22 protein-coding genes are annotated in these 20021 nt (G+C 39.4%); 5 read left to right on the forward strand and 17 right to left on the reverse strand.

The features are described from left to right. Nucleotides 1–79 precede the first annotated feature (79 nt). The 5 genes from ACZSMY_RS08960 to ACZSMY_RS08980 form a co-directional block, all read right to left on the reverse strand. Entirely contained in the window at nt 80–706 is a 627-nt protein-coding gene (locus tag ACZSMY_RS08960) for a LysE family translocator (RefSeq protein ID WP_042532892.1), read from the reverse strand. Between the two features lie 18 nt (nt 707–724). Next, a complete protein-coding gene (locus ACZSMY_RS08965) occupies nt 725–1147 on the reverse strand; it encodes a DUF2000 domain-containing protein (RefSeq protein ID WP_042532890.1) in 423 nt (140 codons plus the stop codon). After that, complete coding sequence (locus ACZSMY_RS08970; RefSeq protein WP_042532888.1) at nt 1147–1974, reverse strand: AraC family ligand binding domain-containing protein; 828 nt, start codon at nt 1972–1974, stop codon at nt 1147–1149. The genes ACZSMY_RS08965 and ACZSMY_RS08970 overlap by 1 nt, the downstream gene beginning before the upstream one ends. 127 nt (nt 1975–2101) lie before the next feature. Then, nucleotides 2102–2524, reverse strand: coding sequence for a disulfide oxidoreductase (locus tag ACZSMY_RS08975; RefSeq protein WP_193064987.1), 423 nt, complete (start codon nt 2522–2524; stop codon nt 2102–2104). Nucleotide 2525: 1 nt separating this feature from the next. After that, nucleotides 2526–3218 (reverse strand): thioredoxin domain-containing protein, encoded by a 693-nt coding sequence (locus ACZSMY_RS08980; protein ID WP_042532884.1) that lies wholly within the window; start codon nt 3216–3218, stop codon nt 2526–2528. Between the two features lie 442 nt (nt 3219–3660). Between ACZSMY_RS08980 and ACZSMY_RS08985 the strand changes: the two genes are divergently transcribed. Both ACZSMY_RS08985 and ACZSMY_RS08990 read left to right on the forward strand, forming a co-directional pair. After that, nucleotides 3661–3864 carry a helix-turn-helix transcriptional regulator gene (locus ACZSMY_RS08985; protein ID WP_042532882.1) on the forward strand — a complete coding sequence of 68 codons (204 nt, stop codon included), beginning with the start codon at nt 3661–3663 and terminating at the stop codon, nt 3862–3864. 7 nt (nt 3865–3871) lie between these two features. Continuing rightward, nucleotides 3872–4339, forward strand: a complete 468-nt coding sequence (locus tag ACZSMY_RS08990; RefSeq protein WP_052485013.1) for a DUF2178 domain-containing protein — start codon at nt 3872–3874, stop codon at nt 4337–4339. A 662-nt stretch (nt 4340–5001) separates the two neighbouring features. Here ACZSMY_RS08990 and ACZSMY_RS08995 read toward each other — a convergent pair. The 6 genes from ACZSMY_RS08995 to pgsB all read right to left on the reverse strand — a co-directional run bounded on the left by ACZSMY_RS08995 (nt 5002) and on the right by pgsB (nt 10703). After that, nucleotides 5002–5634 carry a LysE family translocator gene (locus ACZSMY_RS08995; RefSeq protein WP_193064988.1) on the reverse strand — a complete coding sequence of 211 codons (633 nt, stop codon included), beginning with the start codon at nt 5632–5634 and terminating at the stop codon, nt 5002–5004. A 303-nt stretch (nt 5635–5937) separates the two neighbouring features. Beyond that, nucleotides 5938–6237, reverse strand: coding sequence for a hypothetical protein (locus tag ACZSMY_RS09000; RefSeq protein WP_042532880.1), 300 nt, complete (start codon nt 6235–6237; stop codon nt 5938–5940). A gap of 20 nt (nt 6238–6257) precedes the next feature. Continuing rightward, nucleotides 6258–7901: a gamma-glutamyltransferase family protein gene (locus tag ACZSMY_RS09005; protein WP_042532879.1), complete on the reverse strand. Its 1644-nt coding sequence runs from the start codon at nt 7899–7901 to the stop codon at nt 6258–6260. Beyond that, nucleotides 7891–9054: a CapA family protein gene (locus tag ACZSMY_RS09010; protein WP_042532877.1), complete on the reverse strand. Its 1164-nt coding sequence runs from the start codon at nt 9052–9054 to the stop codon at nt 7891–7893. Before ACZSMY_RS09010 ends, ACZSMY_RS09005 begins: the two co-directional genes overlap by 11 nt. 11 nt (nt 9055–9065) lie before the next feature. Then, the gene (gene pgsC / locus ACZSMY_RS09015) at nt 9066–9515 is read right to left on the reverse strand and encodes a poly-gamma-glutamate biosynthesis protein PgsC (RefSeq protein ID WP_042532875.1); all 450 of its coding nucleotides are present in this window, start codon (nt 9513–9515) and stop codon (nt 9066–9068) included. 12 nt (nt 9516–9527) lie between these two features. Beyond that, nucleotides 9528–10703, reverse strand: coding sequence for a poly-gamma-glutamate synthase PgsB (gene pgsB / locus ACZSMY_RS09020; RefSeq protein WP_193064991.1), 1176 nt, complete (start codon nt 10701–10703; stop codon nt 9528–9530). Between the two features lie 822 nt (nt 10704–11525). Between pgsB and ACZSMY_RS09025 the strand changes: the two genes are divergently transcribed. Both ACZSMY_RS09025 and ACZSMY_RS09030 read left to right on the forward strand, forming a co-directional pair. After that, a complete protein-coding gene (locus ACZSMY_RS09025; protein ID WP_042532871.1) occupies nt 11526–11960 on the forward strand; it encodes a YndM family protein in 435 nt (144 codons plus the stop codon). Between the two features lie 115 nt (nt 11961–12075). Then, a complete protein-coding gene (locus tag ACZSMY_RS09030; protein WP_193064992.1) occupies nt 12076–12642 on the forward strand; it encodes a spore coat protein in 567 nt (188 codons plus the stop codon). Nucleotides 12643–12702: 60 nt separating this feature from the next. Here the strand turns inward: ACZSMY_RS09030 and ACZSMY_RS09035 are convergent, their stop codons facing one another. The 3 genes from ACZSMY_RS09035 to ACZSMY_RS09045 all read right to left on the reverse strand — a co-directional run bounded on the left by ACZSMY_RS09035 (nt 12703) and on the right by ACZSMY_RS09045 (nt 14925). Further along, entirely contained in the window at nt 12703–13251 is a 549-nt protein-coding gene (locus ACZSMY_RS09035; protein WP_042532867.1) for a GNAT family N-acetyltransferase, read from the reverse strand. Between the two features lie 4 nt (nt 13252–13255). Then, a complete protein-coding gene (locus ACZSMY_RS09040) occupies nt 13256–13861 on the reverse strand; it encodes a TetR/AcrR family transcriptional regulator (protein ID WP_042532866.1) in 606 nt (201 codons plus the stop codon). A gap of 209 nt (nt 13862–14070) precedes the next feature. Then, on the reverse strand, nt 14071–14925 hold the full coding sequence (locus tag ACZSMY_RS09045) for an MBL fold metallo-hydrolase (RefSeq protein WP_465147677.1): 855 nt from the start codon (nt 14923–14925) through the stop codon (nt 14071–14073). Between the two features lie 259 nt (nt 14926–15184). Between ACZSMY_RS09045 and ACZSMY_RS09050 the strand changes: the two genes are divergently transcribed. Next, nucleotides 15185–15565, forward strand: coding sequence for a hypothetical protein (locus tag ACZSMY_RS09050; protein ID WP_042532863.1), 381 nt, complete (start codon nt 15185–15187; stop codon nt 15563–15565). Between the two features lie 125 nt (nt 15566–15690). On the opposite strand, the gene ACZSMY_RS09055 is transcribed toward ACZSMY_RS09050, so the two are convergent. From ACZSMY_RS09055 to ACZSMY_RS09065, 3 genes are all read right to left on the reverse strand, one after another. Beyond that, the gene (locus ACZSMY_RS09055) at nt 15691–17187 is read right to left on the reverse strand and encodes a DHA2 family efflux MFS transporter permease subunit (RefSeq protein WP_042532862.1); all 1497 of its coding nucleotides are present in this window, start codon (nt 17185–17187) and stop codon (nt 15691–15693) included. Between the two features lie 164 nt (nt 17188–17351). After that, the gene (locus ACZSMY_RS09060; protein WP_193064994.1) at nt 17352–18239 is read right to left on the reverse strand and encodes a TetR/AcrR family transcriptional regulator; all 888 of its coding nucleotides are present in this window, start codon (nt 18237–18239) and stop codon (nt 17352–17354) included. A gap of 859 nt (nt 18240–19098) precedes the next feature. Continuing rightward, nucleotides 19099–19992, reverse strand: coding sequence for a LysR family transcriptional regulator (locus ACZSMY_RS09065; protein WP_042532858.1), 894 nt, complete (start codon nt 19990–19992; stop codon nt 19099–19101). Between the last annotated feature and the right edge of the window lie 29 nt (nt 19993–20021).

Here is a 20021-nt window from a genome sequence, read left to right on the forward strand (position 1 = left end):
TTTTTTGGAGATGAAATCGCAAACACATTAAAATCTGGAAGTCTATCAAAGGAAAATCTCTCTTTCTGCAGAAAAAGTTCTAAATAACCAGCTTTACGCCAAAACCCATTAATAGCAGTCCGGCACATTTTTGAAAAACCTTTTGAAATCCAGGCTTTTTCAGCCAACGCTTCATCGTATCTAAAAAATAAACCAGCATAAAAAACCATCCTGACGCTATCAGCGTTAAGATACATCCAAGAAAAATCAGCTGCTGATTGACGTTCCCGCTTATATCTATAAATTGCGGCATAAAAGTGATGTATACTACAACCGTTTTCGGATTCAATATATTACTGATGGCCCCCTGAAAAAAAGAATCTTTATAATAAGGTTTTGCTGTTTTCCTATTATCATTTTTCTCTGATACAGCTTCCATAGAGAAAGTATCTCTTGAAAAGAAAGCACGGATACCCAAGTAAATGAGATAAGCAGCTCCAAGATATTTAATGATATTGAAAAGAAAAACTGACTGGGCAATCACAACAGACAGTCCAAAGACAGCAATCATGGTCCAGAAGGTGAGTCCAAATGCTATCCCGAGTATGGTAGCACAGCCAGCCTTTGCACCATAACGGAAGGTATTTTTCATCACCAATACCGTATCAGTCCCCGGCAGCATGGACATTATCAACGCCATCAGGATATATGCCAGTAAATTATCCATCCCGCATGCTCCTTTCAGCTATCTTAGTAACGCAAGACTGCCTGTTAATTGATTCACTTTTTTCTTTTCTCCATAGATCCCCAGTCCATAATACAGATAATCTGATTTCGATTTCTCCTGAAGCTTTGCTATGTATTCCACATACGTTTTACAGCTTTGCGCTGCATTGGAAAAATCAACAACAGTCAGGTCAGCAAACGTCTCTGTCATTGTTTTATCTCTTAATTCATGAAGCAGTCCGGCATTTCCCTTTAAAATAGGAATAGGTGTTTTTACAATTCCTGCATGCTCCACACCAGATAAATCCGTTACATTCTCCCCTGCCATTTCAGGGGCTTCCTTTCCAAGTGTGACCCCGAGAATAGCTGCCGTATTGGCAATTAATCCTAAAGGCAGATTTTCATCGATAACAAGTACACATTTCGTTTCCATCGAATGCATTATATCTCTCCGTTCCGTTCAAAAATCTTCATATATTGCTTCGGTGTTAATCCAATCATGCTCTTAAAAAACCTGGTCAAATGGCTTTGATCACTGAACCCCGTCAGGAAAGCTACTTCAATCGGCTTCACTCCTTGTTCTAACAGCCTTTTTGCATGATTCACCCGAATTGTTTCCAAATAGCTGTAAGGAGAAATTCCCTTTTGTCTGGTAAAGGACCGCAATAAATAATATTTACTCCATCCTGTTAAACCGCTTAACGCTTGTAATGAAATTTTTTCAGCATAATGCTTTTCTAAATAATTGCTGATTTCCTGCACCTTTTGGGAGGATTCCACTTCTTTTTGCGGGATTGCCAGATCTGAATTTATCTCAATAAGCTCTTCCACTAAATAGAGAAACAGCTCTTCTTTTTGGAATGCATCCTCTCCCTCCGTCATTTTTAGATGAAGGTCTTTTAAAGCAGATGCTACTTCATTCTTATACAAAACATTTTCTTTAAAACGTGGAAGAACCTCCTCTCCCTTCATTTCAAACACAGCTTTCTTCATCACTTCCGCTTTTACATTAATACAGCGGTAATCCAATGTTCCTCCATCTACCTGCTCACAGCTGTGGGTATCGTACGGGTTGAAAATAAGTACATCGCCCGGCTGAATAACATATTCTTCTCCCTGGCAGATTAACTCCCGCTCTCCCTCCTCGATAAAGCCAATTACATAGTAATCATGAAAATGCGCCGGAAACTTTTGTGTGATTCCTTTAAAACGATATGCTTCCGCTTCTAAATCCGGATCTAAATAAATCGTTCGCGTTTCATCTGCCATGCTCACTGCTCCCTCCTTGCACCTCTTTACCTTCTTCTAAACTAACAAATCATCTCGGTATTTTCTTGTATGATATTGCGCTTTTTCACATAAAACAGCCGCCGAAAAATTTTCCGGCGGCTGTTTCTTACTTTTTATTCGATTTCATAAGCAGCATAAAAATAATAATTAGAGTGAAAGCAGTGAAAGCTAAAAATGGTATCGTCATAAAACCGAACCAATTAATATATTCTGCATTACAAGGCACACCGCCAACACATGGCTTTAACGGGGCAAACCCCGGTACTTTTTGCTGAAGATAATGATACAGCGAAATACACCAGCCGATAATGGCAATGGGCAGTACATACTTTTTGATTGTAAATTCCTGCTTGAACGTAGCTACTCCAAGGATAAATGCCAAAGGATACATTGCAATCCGCTGATACCAGCATAATTCACACGGTATAAACCCTTTTATTTCACTAAAATAAAGACTTCCTAAGGTGGCTACTAAAGAAACGACCCAGGCAAAATACATATAAAGCTGTCTCATATCCAGTTTATTCATCTTATTCACCTAACGCTTCGTCAATAGCTGCTTGGATAACCTCGTAATCAAACGTATCGTCATCCTCTATCTTAACATTATTAACCATAATCGTCGGCGTTGATTCCACTTCATACTGATTTCTTAAATTATCATCTATTACAAGTTCATCCATAAGTGGATTATTTTCTACATCCTCCGCCAACGCCTCTTCAATATCTTCCATTAATGCTTCCGTATCAATTCCCTCAACCCCATCAGCAATTTCCTCTATTTTATCGTTGGTTACCCATGTGGCTTGCTGATTTTCTGGCTGGTCATCAAACAGAGCATGATGGAAATCCCAATACGCATCAGGGTTCTGCACATAGACAGCTTCTGCAGCTAATGAAGCTAATCGTGACTCTTCTCCATGGAACAATATATTGACATATGAAAATTGCACGTCTCCATTATCTATATAGTCCGCTTCCAATTGTGGAAAAATAGTTTCGTCCCATGCTTTACACCCAGGGCATTTATAATCTCCAAATTCGACGACAGTTACTGGAGCGTCTGAGTCTCCATAGATTGGCTGTCCTTCTGTGGAAGGTGCTTCATCAAATTCCCTTCCAAAAGATTCTGAGTCCCGGTTTACGAGCACAACCAGTAACACCAACAGCGCAACAACAATTAATGTTATCGTTACGATTACTTTTAATGGCGATTTTTTCATATAAACATCTCTCCTATCTAGGTAAATATAACATAAAAATGTCATTTTGCTCAGCCTGAAATTACAAAAAGTAACTTTGTAACAAAAATTTAAATACAGTACCAATATACATTATTTTTTGCAGTCGTACACCTATTTGATTGTCACTTTTATGACAATATCAAATCATCTTCGTTTTGTCTAACCTTGCAATTAAAATGTTTATAAAAAAAGTACTCTATACGAGGCAAGAAGATCAAGCATCCTGTCATTTGCTAGAATTTTGAACTCCCTCTTAAAAGATAGAAAATCGATACATAAAGTAAAACTATATCAGCACGAACAAATAAGCTGTTTTATTGCAATAAAGACACATTAAAAATGTGAAGTTGACTTCTCATTTTTCTTTTGATAACATAAAATGAGAAGTCAACTTCACATCACTAAAGAGAAGAGAGATGTCATGATCGTTATCAATAAGGTGCAGACATTTAGAAAGCAAAAAAAGATGACACAGGAAGCGTTGGCAAATAAGGTCAATGTATCCAGAAAAACGATTGTTTCTTTGGAAAAGGGCAATTATACGCCTTCTTTATTGTTGGCATTACAGATAGCAAAAGTACTGGAAACAGATATTAACGTTATTTTTTATTTAGATGAGGAGTGATCCTGCTATGAAGAAAATTATATTTGAACAAACGGGGAATATCATTATGATATTGCTCCTGACCTTGGGAATGATACAAACGGTTCTAACTGCTACTGTAAATAAAGGCCCTTTTTCTTTTTCCTTTGAATTCGGCATTTTTTGGTTTTTATTTTTAGGCTGGCTAGTTATTTTTGGCATTGCCCGATTTTGGTACGGGAAGAAAAAGCATAATGAAGGCTATAGCACTCGAAAAGGAGAATTCAGCACGCAAGATGAACGGGAGGAGTTAATCTCCAAAAAAGCCAGTCTGATTACCTTTAAAATGCTGATCTCCTTATGGATTGTTCTTCTTTTTCTGTGCTTCGGAGTCGGTTTGTTCGTTACAGATATCAAAACCTTTCAAACCATGGTTATCGGCATGCTGGGAGGCAGTCTTATTATAGGGTTTCTCTCGTATCTGACTGTCTGGATAATACTTGATTCAAAGGATTAATCTGCAAGCCACATGCAATGTCATAAGATAACTATTGTTATAAGCGTTTTTATACAATTGGCAGACCTGTAATTTTGAAATCCTAAGAAAAACCGAGAATACTGCTTGGTCTTTAAAACATCTGTGTTCTCGCCGAAGAGATGTCCGCTCCGGGAAGTGGCTTTCCGTGGGCAACGGCTTAGCCTCCTCGAAAGAAAAGCCCTTTCTGCGGGGTCTTCACCTGTTGCTTTTCCCGCAGGAGTCGACTTCCCTCCGCTTCCATCTAAGAAGAAATATGTATCATTTGATTTCTTACAAAAAATTGAAGCTAATTCTAGAGACGGTTTTGATGGGCGAGTAATCGCTATCCCAGGGGGAAGACCCCGCAGAAAAAAGCGTACTTCTTTTTATACCCTCGGGGCATAAGTGCGACTATGCTTCTGTCTGCGCCTGTCGGCAAGTCTTCTTTAAAGGAGATGATCTCGGGGTCCATGGAAAGTGGAATATATTTTTACTCACCCCCATGAACCCCGTTGGAGCGGCTATATTCAGCATTTTTATATACTTTCCTATTCTTAAAAAAAGAAAGCCTGTGAATCAAAAATGACTTTCTTTACGATGCAATTCAGCTTTAAGTACAATAATTCCGCTATCTATATAGTTTAATTAGGTCAGCCGCTGACTTAAATCCTATCGGTTATAACCTTAAAAAATTCATAAACAAAATACCCGGAAAAACCAATTAGTACGATACCGGCAATAATAGAAAATCCTTTGATCATTGCCCGGTTCATTACTTTCCGCGTTGTAGCTACAATCGCCAGCAAACCGATATCATGCAGTAAAATTCCTGTTAAAATCCCAGCAGCAATAAGTAAGAAATTGGATGGCTGCTCTGGATTATATGTGTTACTTAAAACAGCTCCAAAAACACTCAGCCAAAATACAACGTTTCCTGGCGAAATAGCCACAAGGAATCCATTTCGGTAGGAGGAGCGTATGGATTTAGCCGGTTTTTCCCCTGCCAATGTAATATCATTATCAGCATTTTTAATCGATTCATAACCAATCAGAAATAAAAAGACTGCGCCAATCAGCCACATAGGGATTTGTATAAAAGGTAATTGCAGAATAGATGCTAAACCTAAATAAAGCGCAGCAATCAAAACAAAATCGATTGTCATTCCGCCTAACCCCACAGCCCAGCCATGCATAAACCCATTTTTAAGCCCCTGCTTTATCATTTCAACGGTAATCGCTCCCACTGGCATTGCAATAGCAAGTCCTGCTATCACATATGTAAAAAATAATGCCATATCATTCGTTCCTCCCAAAAAGAAAATATTTTCTATCATACTATAAAACACAATAAATGTATATCTATACATTTCCTTTTATATTTATTCTTTCCGAAAAGGCGAAAAACTGCTTTCTGATGGTAAATATAAGTTAACACTCTCTGAATATCCTTTTAAAGAAAAAAAGATATAATTTATTAACACCCACCTTCTGATTGCCCGAATAAACCTCACTTTTAAAATGCATAAAACGAATATGATGAATTACTCATTGCGCATATAAAAAAGAGGTTCAATATATGAACCTCTTTTTCTATCATTTTATTCCTCAGCTTCAGAAGTGTCCGTATTGTTATCTTCATTTTGCTCATCATCTTGTTCTTCTTCATTTTGCTCTTCATCATTTTCGTCATTATTTGCGTTGGCAACGTTATTTTCAGCCTGTTCTTCTTCCGGAGCATCAGCAGACTCGGAATCTGCCGCTTCAGCATCCGCAACATAATTTCGAATTTGATATCGTTCTGTGTCAGACAGGTCGTCCCATTGTTTGTAATTGGTCATGAATGTTAAAGCAAGAACAAGCAGCAAAATTGGCGTAATGCCAGTTATTATTTTCTTCACTTTACCTTCCTCCTGTTAGATTAATCATTGACTTGCACTATACCGTTTCTCCGGTTATCTGCCACACCATAAATAGAATTAGATTCATCATCGATAACAAGTGCCTGAATTCCTCCATAAAAATCGTGTTCCGTTTGATTGTAGATTTCATAGCCTCGGGCCCTCAGACCTGATTGAATATCGGTATCTAACTCGCCTTCTGTGAAAATATCATTATCTTCAATATAGAATCTATCATCCTCGACGGCATCTTCAAGTGTTTCATCAAACATCAAATATTTTACGAGCACTTGTGTCATTACCATCGGTATCCTTTTACCGCCTGGCGAGCCAATACCAATCATCCGGTCACCATTTGTCAAAATGGTTGGACTCGTGAAGCTTCTTGGTGTTTTTCCTGGCTCAATACTATTTAATGATTCATCCCTTTGACTGAAGTTTTCCATTTGATTATTCATGAAAAACCCGCCTACATCGTCACCGGAGCCAAAGAAATTCCCTAAGGTATGCGTTGCTGATACCATTGTACCATCTCGATCGACAATGACAAAATGTGTCGTATTATCGTGGTCTTCTTCATCGGATACCGAATCATTCACTTCATAGTCCTCGGATAATTCATCGAGTGAAATCGTGTCGGCCATCTGCTGTGTATGCTCAGGTGATGTCAGTTCATCAGCAGACATGGCGTCCGTAAAGAATCTGTCCCCCACATTTTCAACACGGTCATCATAGGACCGTTTGGAAATTTCTCCAATCAGATGCATATAATCTCTTTGATTATTCTCCGTCGACCCGATATTTAACTGCTCTGCCATTTGCAGAGACTGAATCAATGTAACCCCTGCTAACGGAGGCGGCGCAGAATATACATCATATCCGGCAAAGGTGCCATGCGCAGCTTCGGTTGTTTCTGCAGTATAACTGCTTAAATCTTCTGCTGTTAATGTTTCCTCATGTTCTAAGATTTGATCTGCAATTGGTCCATTATAAAAAGCATCTGCTCCGCCTTCCTGAATTTGCTGTAATGTTTCCGCTAATTCAGGCTGTACCAATGTATCGCCTGCTTCTAATATGTCATTATCCGGGAAAAATTGTTCCAGCTCTGGAACATTCATCCGGTAAGAGCCTTTACTAAGCCTGTCTACCAAATGGCCGTCAACTTGAAATCCTTCCTCCGCATAGTCAATTGCCGGCTGGATCAAGTCCTGCATGTCCATCGTACCTAAATCCTTATTGAGATCCTCCATTCCCCTTACTAAACCTGGAATAGCAAAGGTTTCCGGTTCTGCACCTGATTCTGGTGCCGTTTCACGGTACTCATAAACGGTAGGCTCCTCTGCATCATGCGGGTAGACCAGCATCTCTCCGCCGCCGCCGATGCCTGAACCATAGGGCTCTACAACGCCAAGCACGTAGGAAACGACTACTGCCGCATCTGCTGCGTTCCCGCCTTCTTCCAATACTTTATTCCCTGCTTCTACTGCTAATGGATGCGAAGCGCTCACACCATATCCTTCTGACGAATTGATTGTCTCCGATTGTTCGACACCATAATCAGTCGTTGTCGTATCCGATTCAAACATTCCTTGCTGAGCATAAACAAATACCAGCCCTGCTACGACAATAACTCCCAGTATAATCATAAGTTTTTTATTGCCCATTATCAGAACTCCTTCCTTCTAAAACATCAGAATGATCCACTTCCAGAATCAGCTTCCCATCTTCTTTTTCAAAATTCTCTTCCGGCTGATTATTCATTAATTGCATATGAATTTTCATTTGATTGTATTTGTTTTCTGTTACATAAGGCTGTGCTCCATCTATACGCAGCGGCGTAATCTCAAACCTGCCTGTCCCGTCGCTTAATAGATCATACTGTACAATCGCACTATCCTTTGTCCTGGACCAGCCCTGGTCAAAAACAAAGTTGCCCAGCCCGTAAAAAATAACACCATCTTTATATTTTTCCACTTCTGATAACACGTGCGAGTGATGTCCAATAATAGCATCTGCGCCGGCATCAATCATTGCCCTTGCTAACTCGGTCTGTCTCGGGTGCGGCTGATTATCATATTCAACCCCCCAATGCATGTTCACAAAAACAAGGTCTGCTTCCTGCTTCGCTTCTTCAATCATTGGGAAAATATTATCCGGCAACGAACGGGCTACGCCTGCCCGGTAACCGAGCGCTGAGAAGCCCTCTACAAGCGCATCTGTATAACCAAGTGTTGCAATTCTTATTCCATTCACGTCCTGATAATCAACAGCAGTTGCTTCTTCTACATTTTCCCCGGCACCAACATGGGCTAAACCTGCACTATCAAGTGCCGAAATCGTATCAGTCAGTCCTTCTGCGCCATAATCCATCATATGGTTATTAGCCAGATTGAGCATGGTAAAATTCATTTCTGCTAAAGCTTGAGCTGCCTCTTCACCCGTATGTAGATGAATTCGTTTATCTATTTGCTCATAATTATCTTCATCTTGCAATAAAATCGGATTCTCAAAATTACCAGACACATAATCCGCATTGTCAAAGAAAGGCTTCACTTTTTCAAATGGATAGGTTACTCCGTATCTCTCTGTCACATCTTCCACGTGACGGCCAAACATGATGTCACCGACAAAAGTAGCTGTCAGCTCTGAATCATCTCTGCTGTCAACCTGTGCTACATCTGGTGAAAAGAAGATTTTATGTCCGATAATGAAGACAACAACAATAGCTAAACCGATGGCTACATGTTTACCGGCAGATTTTTTATGACGTTTCCCCATCCGTAATATTTTTTCTTGATATGTTAATTTTTTAGACATATTAACCCTTCCTATATGATGTAATAAACGCTTAAAATAACAAAAGTAAGTCCACCTAATAGAAGCGAACTTCCGATAGTAATAATGGCTCCTTGTTTTTGAATGGTATTGGCGATAAGACCGGGTACAATAACCCCAATCCCTCTAAACTCCAATATTTCAAACGGGAGCACCGGATAGGTATAATCGAGGAGCAGCTTCAACACAATCCCTACGGATAACATAGCAGCAAATTTTCTGCGTCCATAGAGCAGGACAATGCGTGAAAGTCCGTATGTCACAATAACATATGTTAAAAGACTGATACCAAAAATAACGGCAATAAAGATAGGCTGGTCAAAAACCAGTGCTAAATATCCAGGCACAACCAGTCCAGCCGGGACAATGCCGGTTTTCTCTGAAAAAAGTAAGCTTAGAATAACTCCAAGCACGAGTGCAATATATAAATCTGAGCCAAACATTCTATGATCCTCCTATTTCTCTGTTTCTGTGCCGGCATGGAATTTTTCAACTAATGGTTCGGCAGCACCGTGGATATTCCCTATTCCATAAATCATATTATCTGAAGATATCTCGATTAATGTTTCATAGATTTCATCCGTTGATTTCCCTTGAAGATCCATTACTTGATTAACTTCCAGTTTGCCAGATTTCACAGCATTCTTAATCGGGTCGGCCTTCTCCCCAATCAATACAAGCACATGCATCGGCAGGTGCGGCAATACATCATCCACAAATTGAATGGTCCGGTCCACACGGTCTGCCCGGCAGTTCATTACGATAATCGGGTTCTTCGCCGGATACCCTAATGACGCTACATTCTTCCAAATGTTAATGGTAGAAACAGAGTCATTGGCCGCAAAACCGTTAACGAAATAAGTTTCGGAACCTTCATGGCTCACCTGCTTAATCCACATCGCGCCCGGATCCGGCTGCGCCTTAAGCATTCCGCGAAATGCTGTTTCTTCATCAATATCCAATGCTTCCGCAACTGCTAAAGCGAGCGAAGCATTTTCCGGGAAAATCATATAATCGAATTTGCGTAAATATGCATCCGGAATTTTGCTGTTATCGGCCACAATCACTTTCGTGTTTCTTTTCGCTGCTTCTTGTTTAAAATACTCTACATAAGGACCTTCAGAGATAATTAAATGCCCATTATGCGGAATCGTCGCTGTAAAGGCTTCGGCAATCTCATCTAATGTCGGTCCCATCACGTCCATATGGTCTTCCAGCACATTAACAATTACACCAATATTCGCTTGGAGCAGCTTCTCCTGAAAAACAATTTGATAATCCGGGTTAACCGCCATACACTCACTTACCAACGCCTCGGCGCCCAAATCGGCTGCTTTTTTCACAACGATTTTCTGTTCACGGATATTCGGACCCTCAGGACGTCGGACAATAGGCTCTTCCTCCGGCGTATTCCAGTAAATCATCCTTGCTGAAGTACCAGTCGTTTTCCCGATGGTCTTATACCCCGCTTCTTTAATAATACCTGTAATCAGCCGCGTTACTGTTGATTTCCCACGGATTCCATTCACATTCACCCGAATCGGCAAAGCATTCACATGCTTTTTATGCGAATTCCACTCCATGATACCGATAACCAGTACAATAACGAGCACAATTGGAATCAATAACATAACTATACCCTTCCTTTATCATTCATCAAATCATGAAAATCGCAGAATTTCATTTCGCAATCATCAGCTGTCATGTTTAGACACACTTTGACAACACGTTAGACATTTTAACAAAAAAAATAAGTGTTACTAGGAAAAATCCTTTTTTTTATTCTATTTGTAATCTGCGTGACTAAACTGACTTTCAAATGTAATGTATTGTAATTTTATAAAATTTATGTCGATTACTCCTGCTATTTTTCAAGACTTTCTAATCTATTATATCAATTTTTATAGCATTGTCGTTTTTCAAATCCCTTCTTACACTTTATTCGCAGAAAAAAGTAATACAGGAGAATTTATCCAGTTGATGCACTGACCATAAGATGACCTTGATGAAAGCACACGCACGAAAACCGATATCGAATCATTCACATAATCAAAACCGTTATATAGCAGGAGTCTGCCGGTCTATAGTTTTCAATTCCAACAAAATTAATATTCCGATAATCAGCAAGTCGATAATTGTAAAAGAAGGGGTACTAAATAATCAAAAAATGACGCATCAAAGTTAAGAAAATTCCGCCAAAAATGACAGCGTACAAAATGAATTGGTTTAATATACCACGTTCGAGCGAATTCTAAACCAACTGAATCACAATAAAAGAAACACTTTGACTGAGACAAATAAGCTGTACTTGTTATGAAATATACCGAGTTACTGCATAAACACTAGGATTAGAGAGCAAAATACAGTTATTATTAAAGGCGAACTTCATTGAGCAGGAGATTTTTTCTGATGAATGAGACTCTGATAATAAAAATGGAAAGGAAGGTGATTAGATGAAATACGTTTTAGCATTCTTCATTAAATTAGTTCTGACAACAGGAATATTATGGGTCACTTTAGGTTTGCTTTTTCAAATTTCTTTCAGCAGCTTGATGATAACCAGTTTGATTTTAACTGCCGTTGCATTTGCAGGTGATATGCTGATTCTTCCCAGAATAGGGAGTATAGCAGCTGCAGTAGGTGATTTTGCACTTGCTTATATCGGCATCTGGGGAATTGGCGCTTTACTGTATGACAATGCACTTTCTGTGGATGGAGCGGCATTAATAGCTGCTTTTCTAATTACAATAAGTGAACTTTTTTATCATCGATATTTGCGTAATTTTGTGTTTGATCATGTAGATGGAGAGGAGAACCACATTAATTCGGATAGCTTGCAAACAGAAGTAAGTGAAGAATTTTATGCTAAAAAAGACAAAAACAAATAAAAAACTATTTCGGCCTTATCATTTTTGCAAGTTTTTCCCGTCAACGCCTGAAAGTATAAATTAAGTCTAACGGCAAAGCATAAGAGAAATAGGAAAATAATAAGGAGTGATTCCCATGAAGTTAGCCTCTCATGAATTACATGAGCTAAGCGAGCTGATTGCAGGGTGTTATAATACAATATCTTGCATGGCAGGCTTTATTAATCAAGCCCAAGACCCTGAATTGAAGGAATTATTACAAAGGCACTTCCCGTTACATGTACAAGACTATAATCTAAAAGTAGAATTTGTTCAAAGCGAAACAACACCGGATATTACAAAATTTCAGCCTGCTCAAATAAATCCGATGTTAGCATCCTACACGCAGGCTCCCATTTCAGAATTTCCTGCTGCAACGCCGCGAACAGAAGTACAGCAGCATACCGACCGTGAAATTGCTACAGCTTATCTGCTTAATCAGAAGAGTTCTGCAAAAAATTATGGTAATGCTTCTGTAGAATGCGCTAACCCGGATTTAAGAACGTTTTTGGAACATGCCTTTTTGAACAGCAATCACCATGCTTACGAGGTTTGGCAGTATATGACAAAAAAAGGCTATTACCCATTAATGGCCGCACCGGATTATGCTATTCAGACGATAGCTTCTATCTACCAGCCAGTTGAGCAGCCGCCTCAATTATAAAAACAATTAAAAACCAGGAGCAGACTTCCAGTTTCTCGCTCCTGATTTTTTAACGAACGGCTACACTATCTTTTTTCTCTCAAAATACTCTCTTTGCAAAATTCCCATATGAATCATATCGTACCACTTCCCGTCCCGAAATAGAGCCTCTCTGCTTTTCCCTTCCAATTCAAAACCAAGCTTCTTATATAGATGAATTGCCCGCTGATTAAAGGAAAACACCCGTAAGGATATCCGGTGCAGATTCAGTTCAAGAAAAGCATAATCAAGCAGCAATTCCATCCCTTCTGCCCCGTAGCCCTTTCCCCAATATGCTTTCTCACCAATATCAATAATACATTCTGCGTTCCGGTTTTTATGATCCATGTGAATGAGAGAGACAATCCCAATAGCCGTATCCTTTTGCTTATCAACCATCATATACCCTTTTGACGTGTCCGATTTTAAAATAGCATACTCTACAAAATCCTCGGTAGCTTTTATTGGATATACATCTAAAGCAGGACTGGTTGAATGCATGACCTCTACATCATTTCTCCATTTATGATAAAGCTCTGTATCCTCTTTGGTCATCTTTCTCAATCTAAGCCTTGCAGATTCAAATAACATGCAATCACTCCTTATATAGTAATTTTTCCAAAGTAAAGCACAGAATGGATAATTGTTCCTGTACTTTTGTTTGTTTCATCCCCAGCTGAAAAGTATCGAGCATCAGTCCATTCAAAAAAGAAATCATATATCTGGAAATTCGCTCTGGTGACTGCTGCAGCTGAAATTCTTTCTTTTGTTCGCCAAGCATCAGTACTTCTTCTATCGCTTCTGTTATTTCATCGTAACGCTGGGATACATAAGAAAAATCATCTTTATGCTGTTGCGAGGTTAAAAAGAATTCGGCTTTTGCCTGAAGCAAAGACTGATTGATATTTTCAATAACCTGCTGCTGCATTTCCAGCCATCGCTGAATCTGCGGCCAAATCTGTTCGTCATTTGAGACTTCAAAAAACGCCACATCTTTTTGGTCGTCTTCTCTCAACACTTCCAAAAAAACATGCTCCAGATTATTAAAATAACGGTACATTGCTCCCCTTGATATACCTGCTTCATCCATGATATCCTGCATCGATGTTTGCACATAACCTTTCTTGATAAAGACCTTTTTCGCAGCTTGAACCAAGTTCCTTATCTTTTCTTCCTTATAAGCCTCACTTACTTTAGGCATCGAATCACCTCGGTTACAATCATTAAAATATACAACAGTGTCGTTTATTTTATTATAACGACACTGTTGTATATTTTCAAATTCGAGCTATACTGCTTTTTGTTCAGCCAGAAAGATGGCGTGATCATATAAAAAGATTGCTGAATTATATAATCCAGCAACCTTTTTTTAATAACTGTATTTCATTCTCTAATTAGCCCTCTGCGCTATTACTGTTCATCGTCCACATATCTCCCGAAATCAGGAACAGCTGTCTGATCAAATGTTTTTACTAATTTCTTCAGTCCTTCAGACAGTTCTTCCTCGTACATCGGTTCGCCGTGCCCCGTTATTGCTATTGCTGGTTTTAAGGCTTCCAGCGTTTGAACCGATTTCTTTGCTGCTTCCCAATCTGTTGTAAAATATCTCGGCGGTCCGTGTATTTCTCTGTCCTGTACCATTACTTTATATAAGGAATCCTGTTTCACAGTAATAAAAGCATCTCCAGCAATCAGTATTCGATCGGATTCTCTATATAAGGAAATATGTCCCGGAGAGTGTCCTGGGGTGTGTATCCATTTCCAGCCAGGCATCTCCGGCACACTTCCATCAGCCGGAAGCTCCGCTATACTGCTTCCAATGTCAATGGGCTCATTAGGAAACATGGAAGAAGCTTTAGCAACCAGCCCGCCCTCCACACTCGGATCCGGCTCGGGATAACTCTTTTTTCCAGTCAGGAATGGAAGCTCCAGCTTATGGGCGTAGACAGGGACATTCCAATGCCTCACTAAATTAACCAGTCCCCCTACATGATCAAAATGACCATGTGTTAAAATAATTGCTTTTGGCCTGCTGTTCTTGCCGAAGCGTTCCTCTGTCACAGCCATAATTTTATCCGCTGATTTCGGCATACCCGCGTCAATCAACACAAAGCTTTTTGTTTCTGGATCTTGCACGAAACAAATATTAACAATTTGGATAGTATGACAATAGATGTCTGACAAAACTTCTGTACCTGCACCGCTGTTCACAGATGTGACCGGAATATATTTATAATCCGCTCCGTAAGAAAGGTTCTGATCCATTTTTTATCTCCTCCTAATATGTCATCATTTGAATGAATATATAGATACCTTTCCTTTGCATTACATTTTTATCCCTTTTGGTGAAAGATTTTTACATTTTTTCTGGATAAAGGTTTATAGCAGTCCTGCTGGGCAATGCGTTTTAATAATTATTTTCTCTGCTAAGATTTTTCCATTATTTAACTAAAAATCAACCGAGGCTGAACCATCGAATTTTTTAAAAAATATGTTATATTAAAACAGAGAAAGGAGTTTTACCATGTCTAAAAAGATTTTGATGATTGCTCTGACATTATTGAGTGCAATCGTCTGTATTTTATTAGCTGCGCGGCAGCCGACAGGTCCCAATACCATTTCCTATGATGATCTTGGCGGTTTATTTATTTCCATAGGGATGGTCGTCGTGTTATTTTTACCGCCCCTTCTTTTATCATTCTTCCATCATGTGGTGGTAAGAACTATTTCAGCAATTTATCAAGCCTTGATTGCCATTTCTTTTACCGGGCTTATTTTGGGAAGCTTTTTTGCATCGACGGGTGCGGCCGTTACGATTACAGCAATCATCGGAACGATTTTAAGTATTACAAGTATTTTTGTAACCCTTTATGCAGGAAAAACAAAAAATACATATAGCTTCTAAAATGGATTGGATAATTATCTTATCCATTTTTTATGACGAAAATTCTTTTATATTAAGAAACATTTTTTCCTAAATAAAACCAGGGTGCTGTTCATTTTTCGAACAGCACCCTGGTTTTATTTAGATTATGCTTTTTCCTGTACAAGATTATCCTGTTGCAACTCTGGATTTTCCTCCTGCGTTGTTCTGCCGCGTTTAATAAAGAATGATAAAATCAACCCGATAACTGCAAATACCGTAGATACCATAAAGGCATCATTGATTCCCTGAACTTGCGCAAGGTTAGCTGCATGCAGCATATCCTGCTGGTTTGCAGGATTAAAATGGTTATCTGCAATAATACCTTCTATACTGTTTTTAGCCTGGTTCGTCATAACTGTTACTAAAAATGCCGTACCTATGGCTCCTGCTACAGAACGGACTGTGTTAACCATAGCTGTGCCATGCGGATGAAGCCTTTGCGGCAGCTGATTTAATCCAGCCGTCATAATAGGCATCATAATCATAGACATGCCGAACATACGAATGGTGTAAATGACAATCAGGTACGAATAGCTTGTTGTATCGGTAAGCTGTGTAAATAAATAGGTTGTTACGACAGTTATCGCTAAACCGAAAACAGCAAGCGGACGTGCACCAATTCGATCAAACACCTTACCAGTGATCGGCGACATAATCCCCATTACTACCGCTCCCGGCATCAACATCAAACCGGAATTCATCGGGCTGACACCTAAGACATTTTGTAAATATAGCGGAATCAGCAGCATTGGAGCAAACATAGCTACCGTAATTGCTATATTAATCACCGTGGTCAGAGAAAAAATACGGTCCTTGAACACTCGGAAATCCAACATAGGGACATCTGCCTTTAATTCACGTAACACAAATAAAATTAATCCAACAAAGCCGACAACTAATCCTGTGATTACTGTTGCATCTGTCCATCCGTTTGTACCCGCTGTACTGAAGCCGTATAAAATACCGCCAAACCCAAGGGTAGATAGAATAACTGCTATCACATCAATATCCGGGAAGGTCTGTTTTGTAACATTTTTCAAGAAAATAGCTCCAAGAATAATTGTTAAAACAGCAATTGGGAAAATGATATAGAATAGTAATCTCCATGAGTAATGTTCTACTACAAAGCCGGATAACGTCGGACCGACCGCTGGCGCGAAGATAATCGCAATACCAATAATCCCCATCGCTCCTCCGCGTTTTTCAACCGGAAACAGTGCCAGAACCACGGTTGTTAATAGCGGCATTATAATCCCTGCGCCGACTGCCTGAATAATACGTCCCGCCATCAATATAGGGAAATCTGGTGCAATCCCGCAAATTAATGTTCCCAGCGCAAATAAGCTAATTGCTGTTAAAAACAGCTGTCTTGTTGAAAATTTCTCCATTAAAAATGCCGTAATCGGAATAAGCACCCCATTAACCAGCATAAACCCTGTCGTAATCCATTGTGCTGTACTTTCTACAATATCTAAATCCTCCATTATTGAAGGCAATGCTACATTCATCAATGTCTGATTCAAGAGCGATACAAATGCGCCTAAAATGATAACAGCAAGAATGGGCCCCTTTTTTATATTGTTCATTGTTGATTCAGCCATAATACTTTCTCATCTCCTATTTCTTTTACAATTCTTTTTTCAACTAATTCCAGTCATTGATCTGGAAGATACAGCTTCACTTATTCCGCATCACAAAAGAAAAAGAATGTTAAAAAAATCACATTCCAATCCTTTCTTCTTATCTACTTCGTTTTTAAAAACGGCTACACGGTCTGCAATGTTTTTAAAAATACTTCTATCCGGTGCACAAGCGGCTGACATTCTTCTATCTCAGCTAAAAACAAAAGTAATGATTTAACCAAAAACGTTCTGGGTTTCTTTTCATGGATTTCTGCTTGTAAAGATTGTACGGCTGCAGCATACTCTTCTTTTTCCTCATCATACAGCGCCGATTTCTTTATTTTCTTCTCCAGTTCTTCCAAAAGCTGATTGATTTGCTGTTCTGGAGATTTCGGTTCCAGGTCTGCTTGAAAAGCCTCGTATTCTTTCATTTCCAAAGGTGTCAACACAGGTTCTGCCTCTGTTGTATGCTGCACAATCGTATCAAACCGCTCCACAACAAAACGGGCAACATCTTCAAAATCAAGCTCCTTGTGATCTCGAAAAATCAAGGAAGTATACTCTTTTAATGTCCCCTGAAACATCAGTGCCAGGTCCCAGATGTACGGCTCTACTTGGCTTCCATAAGCCTCCATAAAGCAATCCTTATACCAATTCATCATCGTGATTCGGATTCGTTTCATAAGCAAAGAAATTTTCGGATTGTCATGTGGAGGCAATGCAGTCAGTAACATACTCAAGTAATCTTTATTTTCACGAATCCCGTCAAACTGTACAACCACCTTTTGAATCAGCTTTTCTTTTGGAGGCAGGGAGGCATCCAGATTGAGATTTTCAGCCTGCTCCAGCATTTTCCGGTGATTGTGACGGATTACCTGTATCAATAAATCTTCTTTTGAATCAAAAAAATTATATAATGTCCCTTTGGAAATTCTGCAGTCATTAGCAATTTCCTGAACCGATGTAGCAGCATATCCTTTTTTAGAAAAAAGATGAATTGCGGATTGCATAATTTCTTCTTTTTTATCCATTATTTATCCCCTTTTTAAAATACATCTCTTCCACTTTTTGCTTTCTGATATCCCTGTTTCCTAAAATCAACTAGATTATATTACCGTTAGCTTTCTTTCATACATATGACCACTAAGTCAAATTAGTACTATTAAGTCACTGACATATTATAATTGACCAATTGGTTTTTTGTCAACTACTCAGTTCTATCATAATTAGGCGAGAGGATTCCCAACCTCAAGGCAGGCTAACGTCGCAACGTCCTGGGGTTGCGATTACTCACCCCATCGAAAAGAGTTGTTGCAACGCCTGCACTAGTACATCCTGGGACTGCGATTACTCGTCCCATCGAAAACATTTGTACGTTGGAATATGCAGGGTGAACCCCAATGAGTAGATGGGAGGTGAATTGCTTTTTTGTATTTACGAACATAAGTTTGCATGGTGTAATGTTCTTGAAAGACGCTCTTTGAAAACGGAACATAGCAGGTTGTGGCGAGAATCGTTGCTTTGCCACGTAAAATGTTCAAGCCAAACATGGCAGCCAGGACACACAAACGTGTGAACCTCATATAGGCTGAAACGTAATCTCAGGAGGCAGGACCAATAGGCTAGCGGGGTTGGGTGTTTTTAGCACACCGATGTGTCAACTCCACTGGCGGTTAATCGTCATCTTGAAAGTCGACACCCCAGAAACCCACACTTCAAATTTCTTTAGAAATGAAGTCGCGGGAGTATTCATAAGTGAATAATTTATTTAAAAAGAGCCATACTTTTGTCAGTATGACTCCTTAATATGCAGCGTTAATCAACGGGAGGTTTTGTATCTCTCATTGAATATTTAGTTGAATGAATCGATTTAAATATATCCGCAAGAAACTAAAATATCCGCAGCAGTTTACTGCTTCGCAACCGCTCTATAAAAATCTCCAAGGTTTTTGTTTGGAATGGCGATTTCGTAATAATGGAAAACGCACGTGTAAAAGGAAAACCTTCCATAGGCACTATCTTCAAATCACCATATTTTATTTCTTTTTGAATCGCCCATTTCGAAAGCAGTGTAATACCTAATCCAGACGCAACGGATTCTTTGATTGATTGGGTACTGCTAAATTGCATCAATCGGACAGGCTGAATATCCGCCTTTTGAAAAAAATTTTCCGTCGCCGCTCTCGTACCTGAACCATGTTCGCGCACAACCCATGTTTCATTTGCTAAGTCACTTAGCTCTATTTTCGCTTTTTGATGGAACAGCTTATTTTCTGTCGAAGCAACGATAACCATTTCATCTTCTGCTAATTCCTCAATCATCATGTCCTTCCTATTAAATTCTCCTTCTATTATTCCTACATCCAGCTGATGCATTGCAACCAAATCCGCTATTTCAGCTGTATTCCCAATCGTCACAGCTGGTTCGATATCCGGATGTATTTCCAGCAGGTCAGCAATAATCCTTGGTAAAACATATTCCCCAAAAGTGTAGCTTGCTCCAATGGCCAAGGGTCCATTCGCTCTATTCATCAAATCATCCACTAAATGCTGCATGGTTGTATATAAGCCCAGTATTTCCTTCCCGTAATGATAAACAATTTCTCCAGCTTTATTTAAACGAACATATTTGTTGCTGCGTTCCAATAACCGTATGCCTGCACTCTCCTCCAATGTACGAATATATTGACTGACCGCCGGCTGGGTCATGTAATGCTCCTCCGCCGCTTTGGAAAAACTCTGCTTTTCTGCAACGGTTATAAATATTTGCAAATGCTTATCCATCCCTTCACCCTCTTTCCTCTCATTTCTAT

It is taken from the genome of Oceanobacillus sp. B139/18 (genome assembly GCF_055524595.1).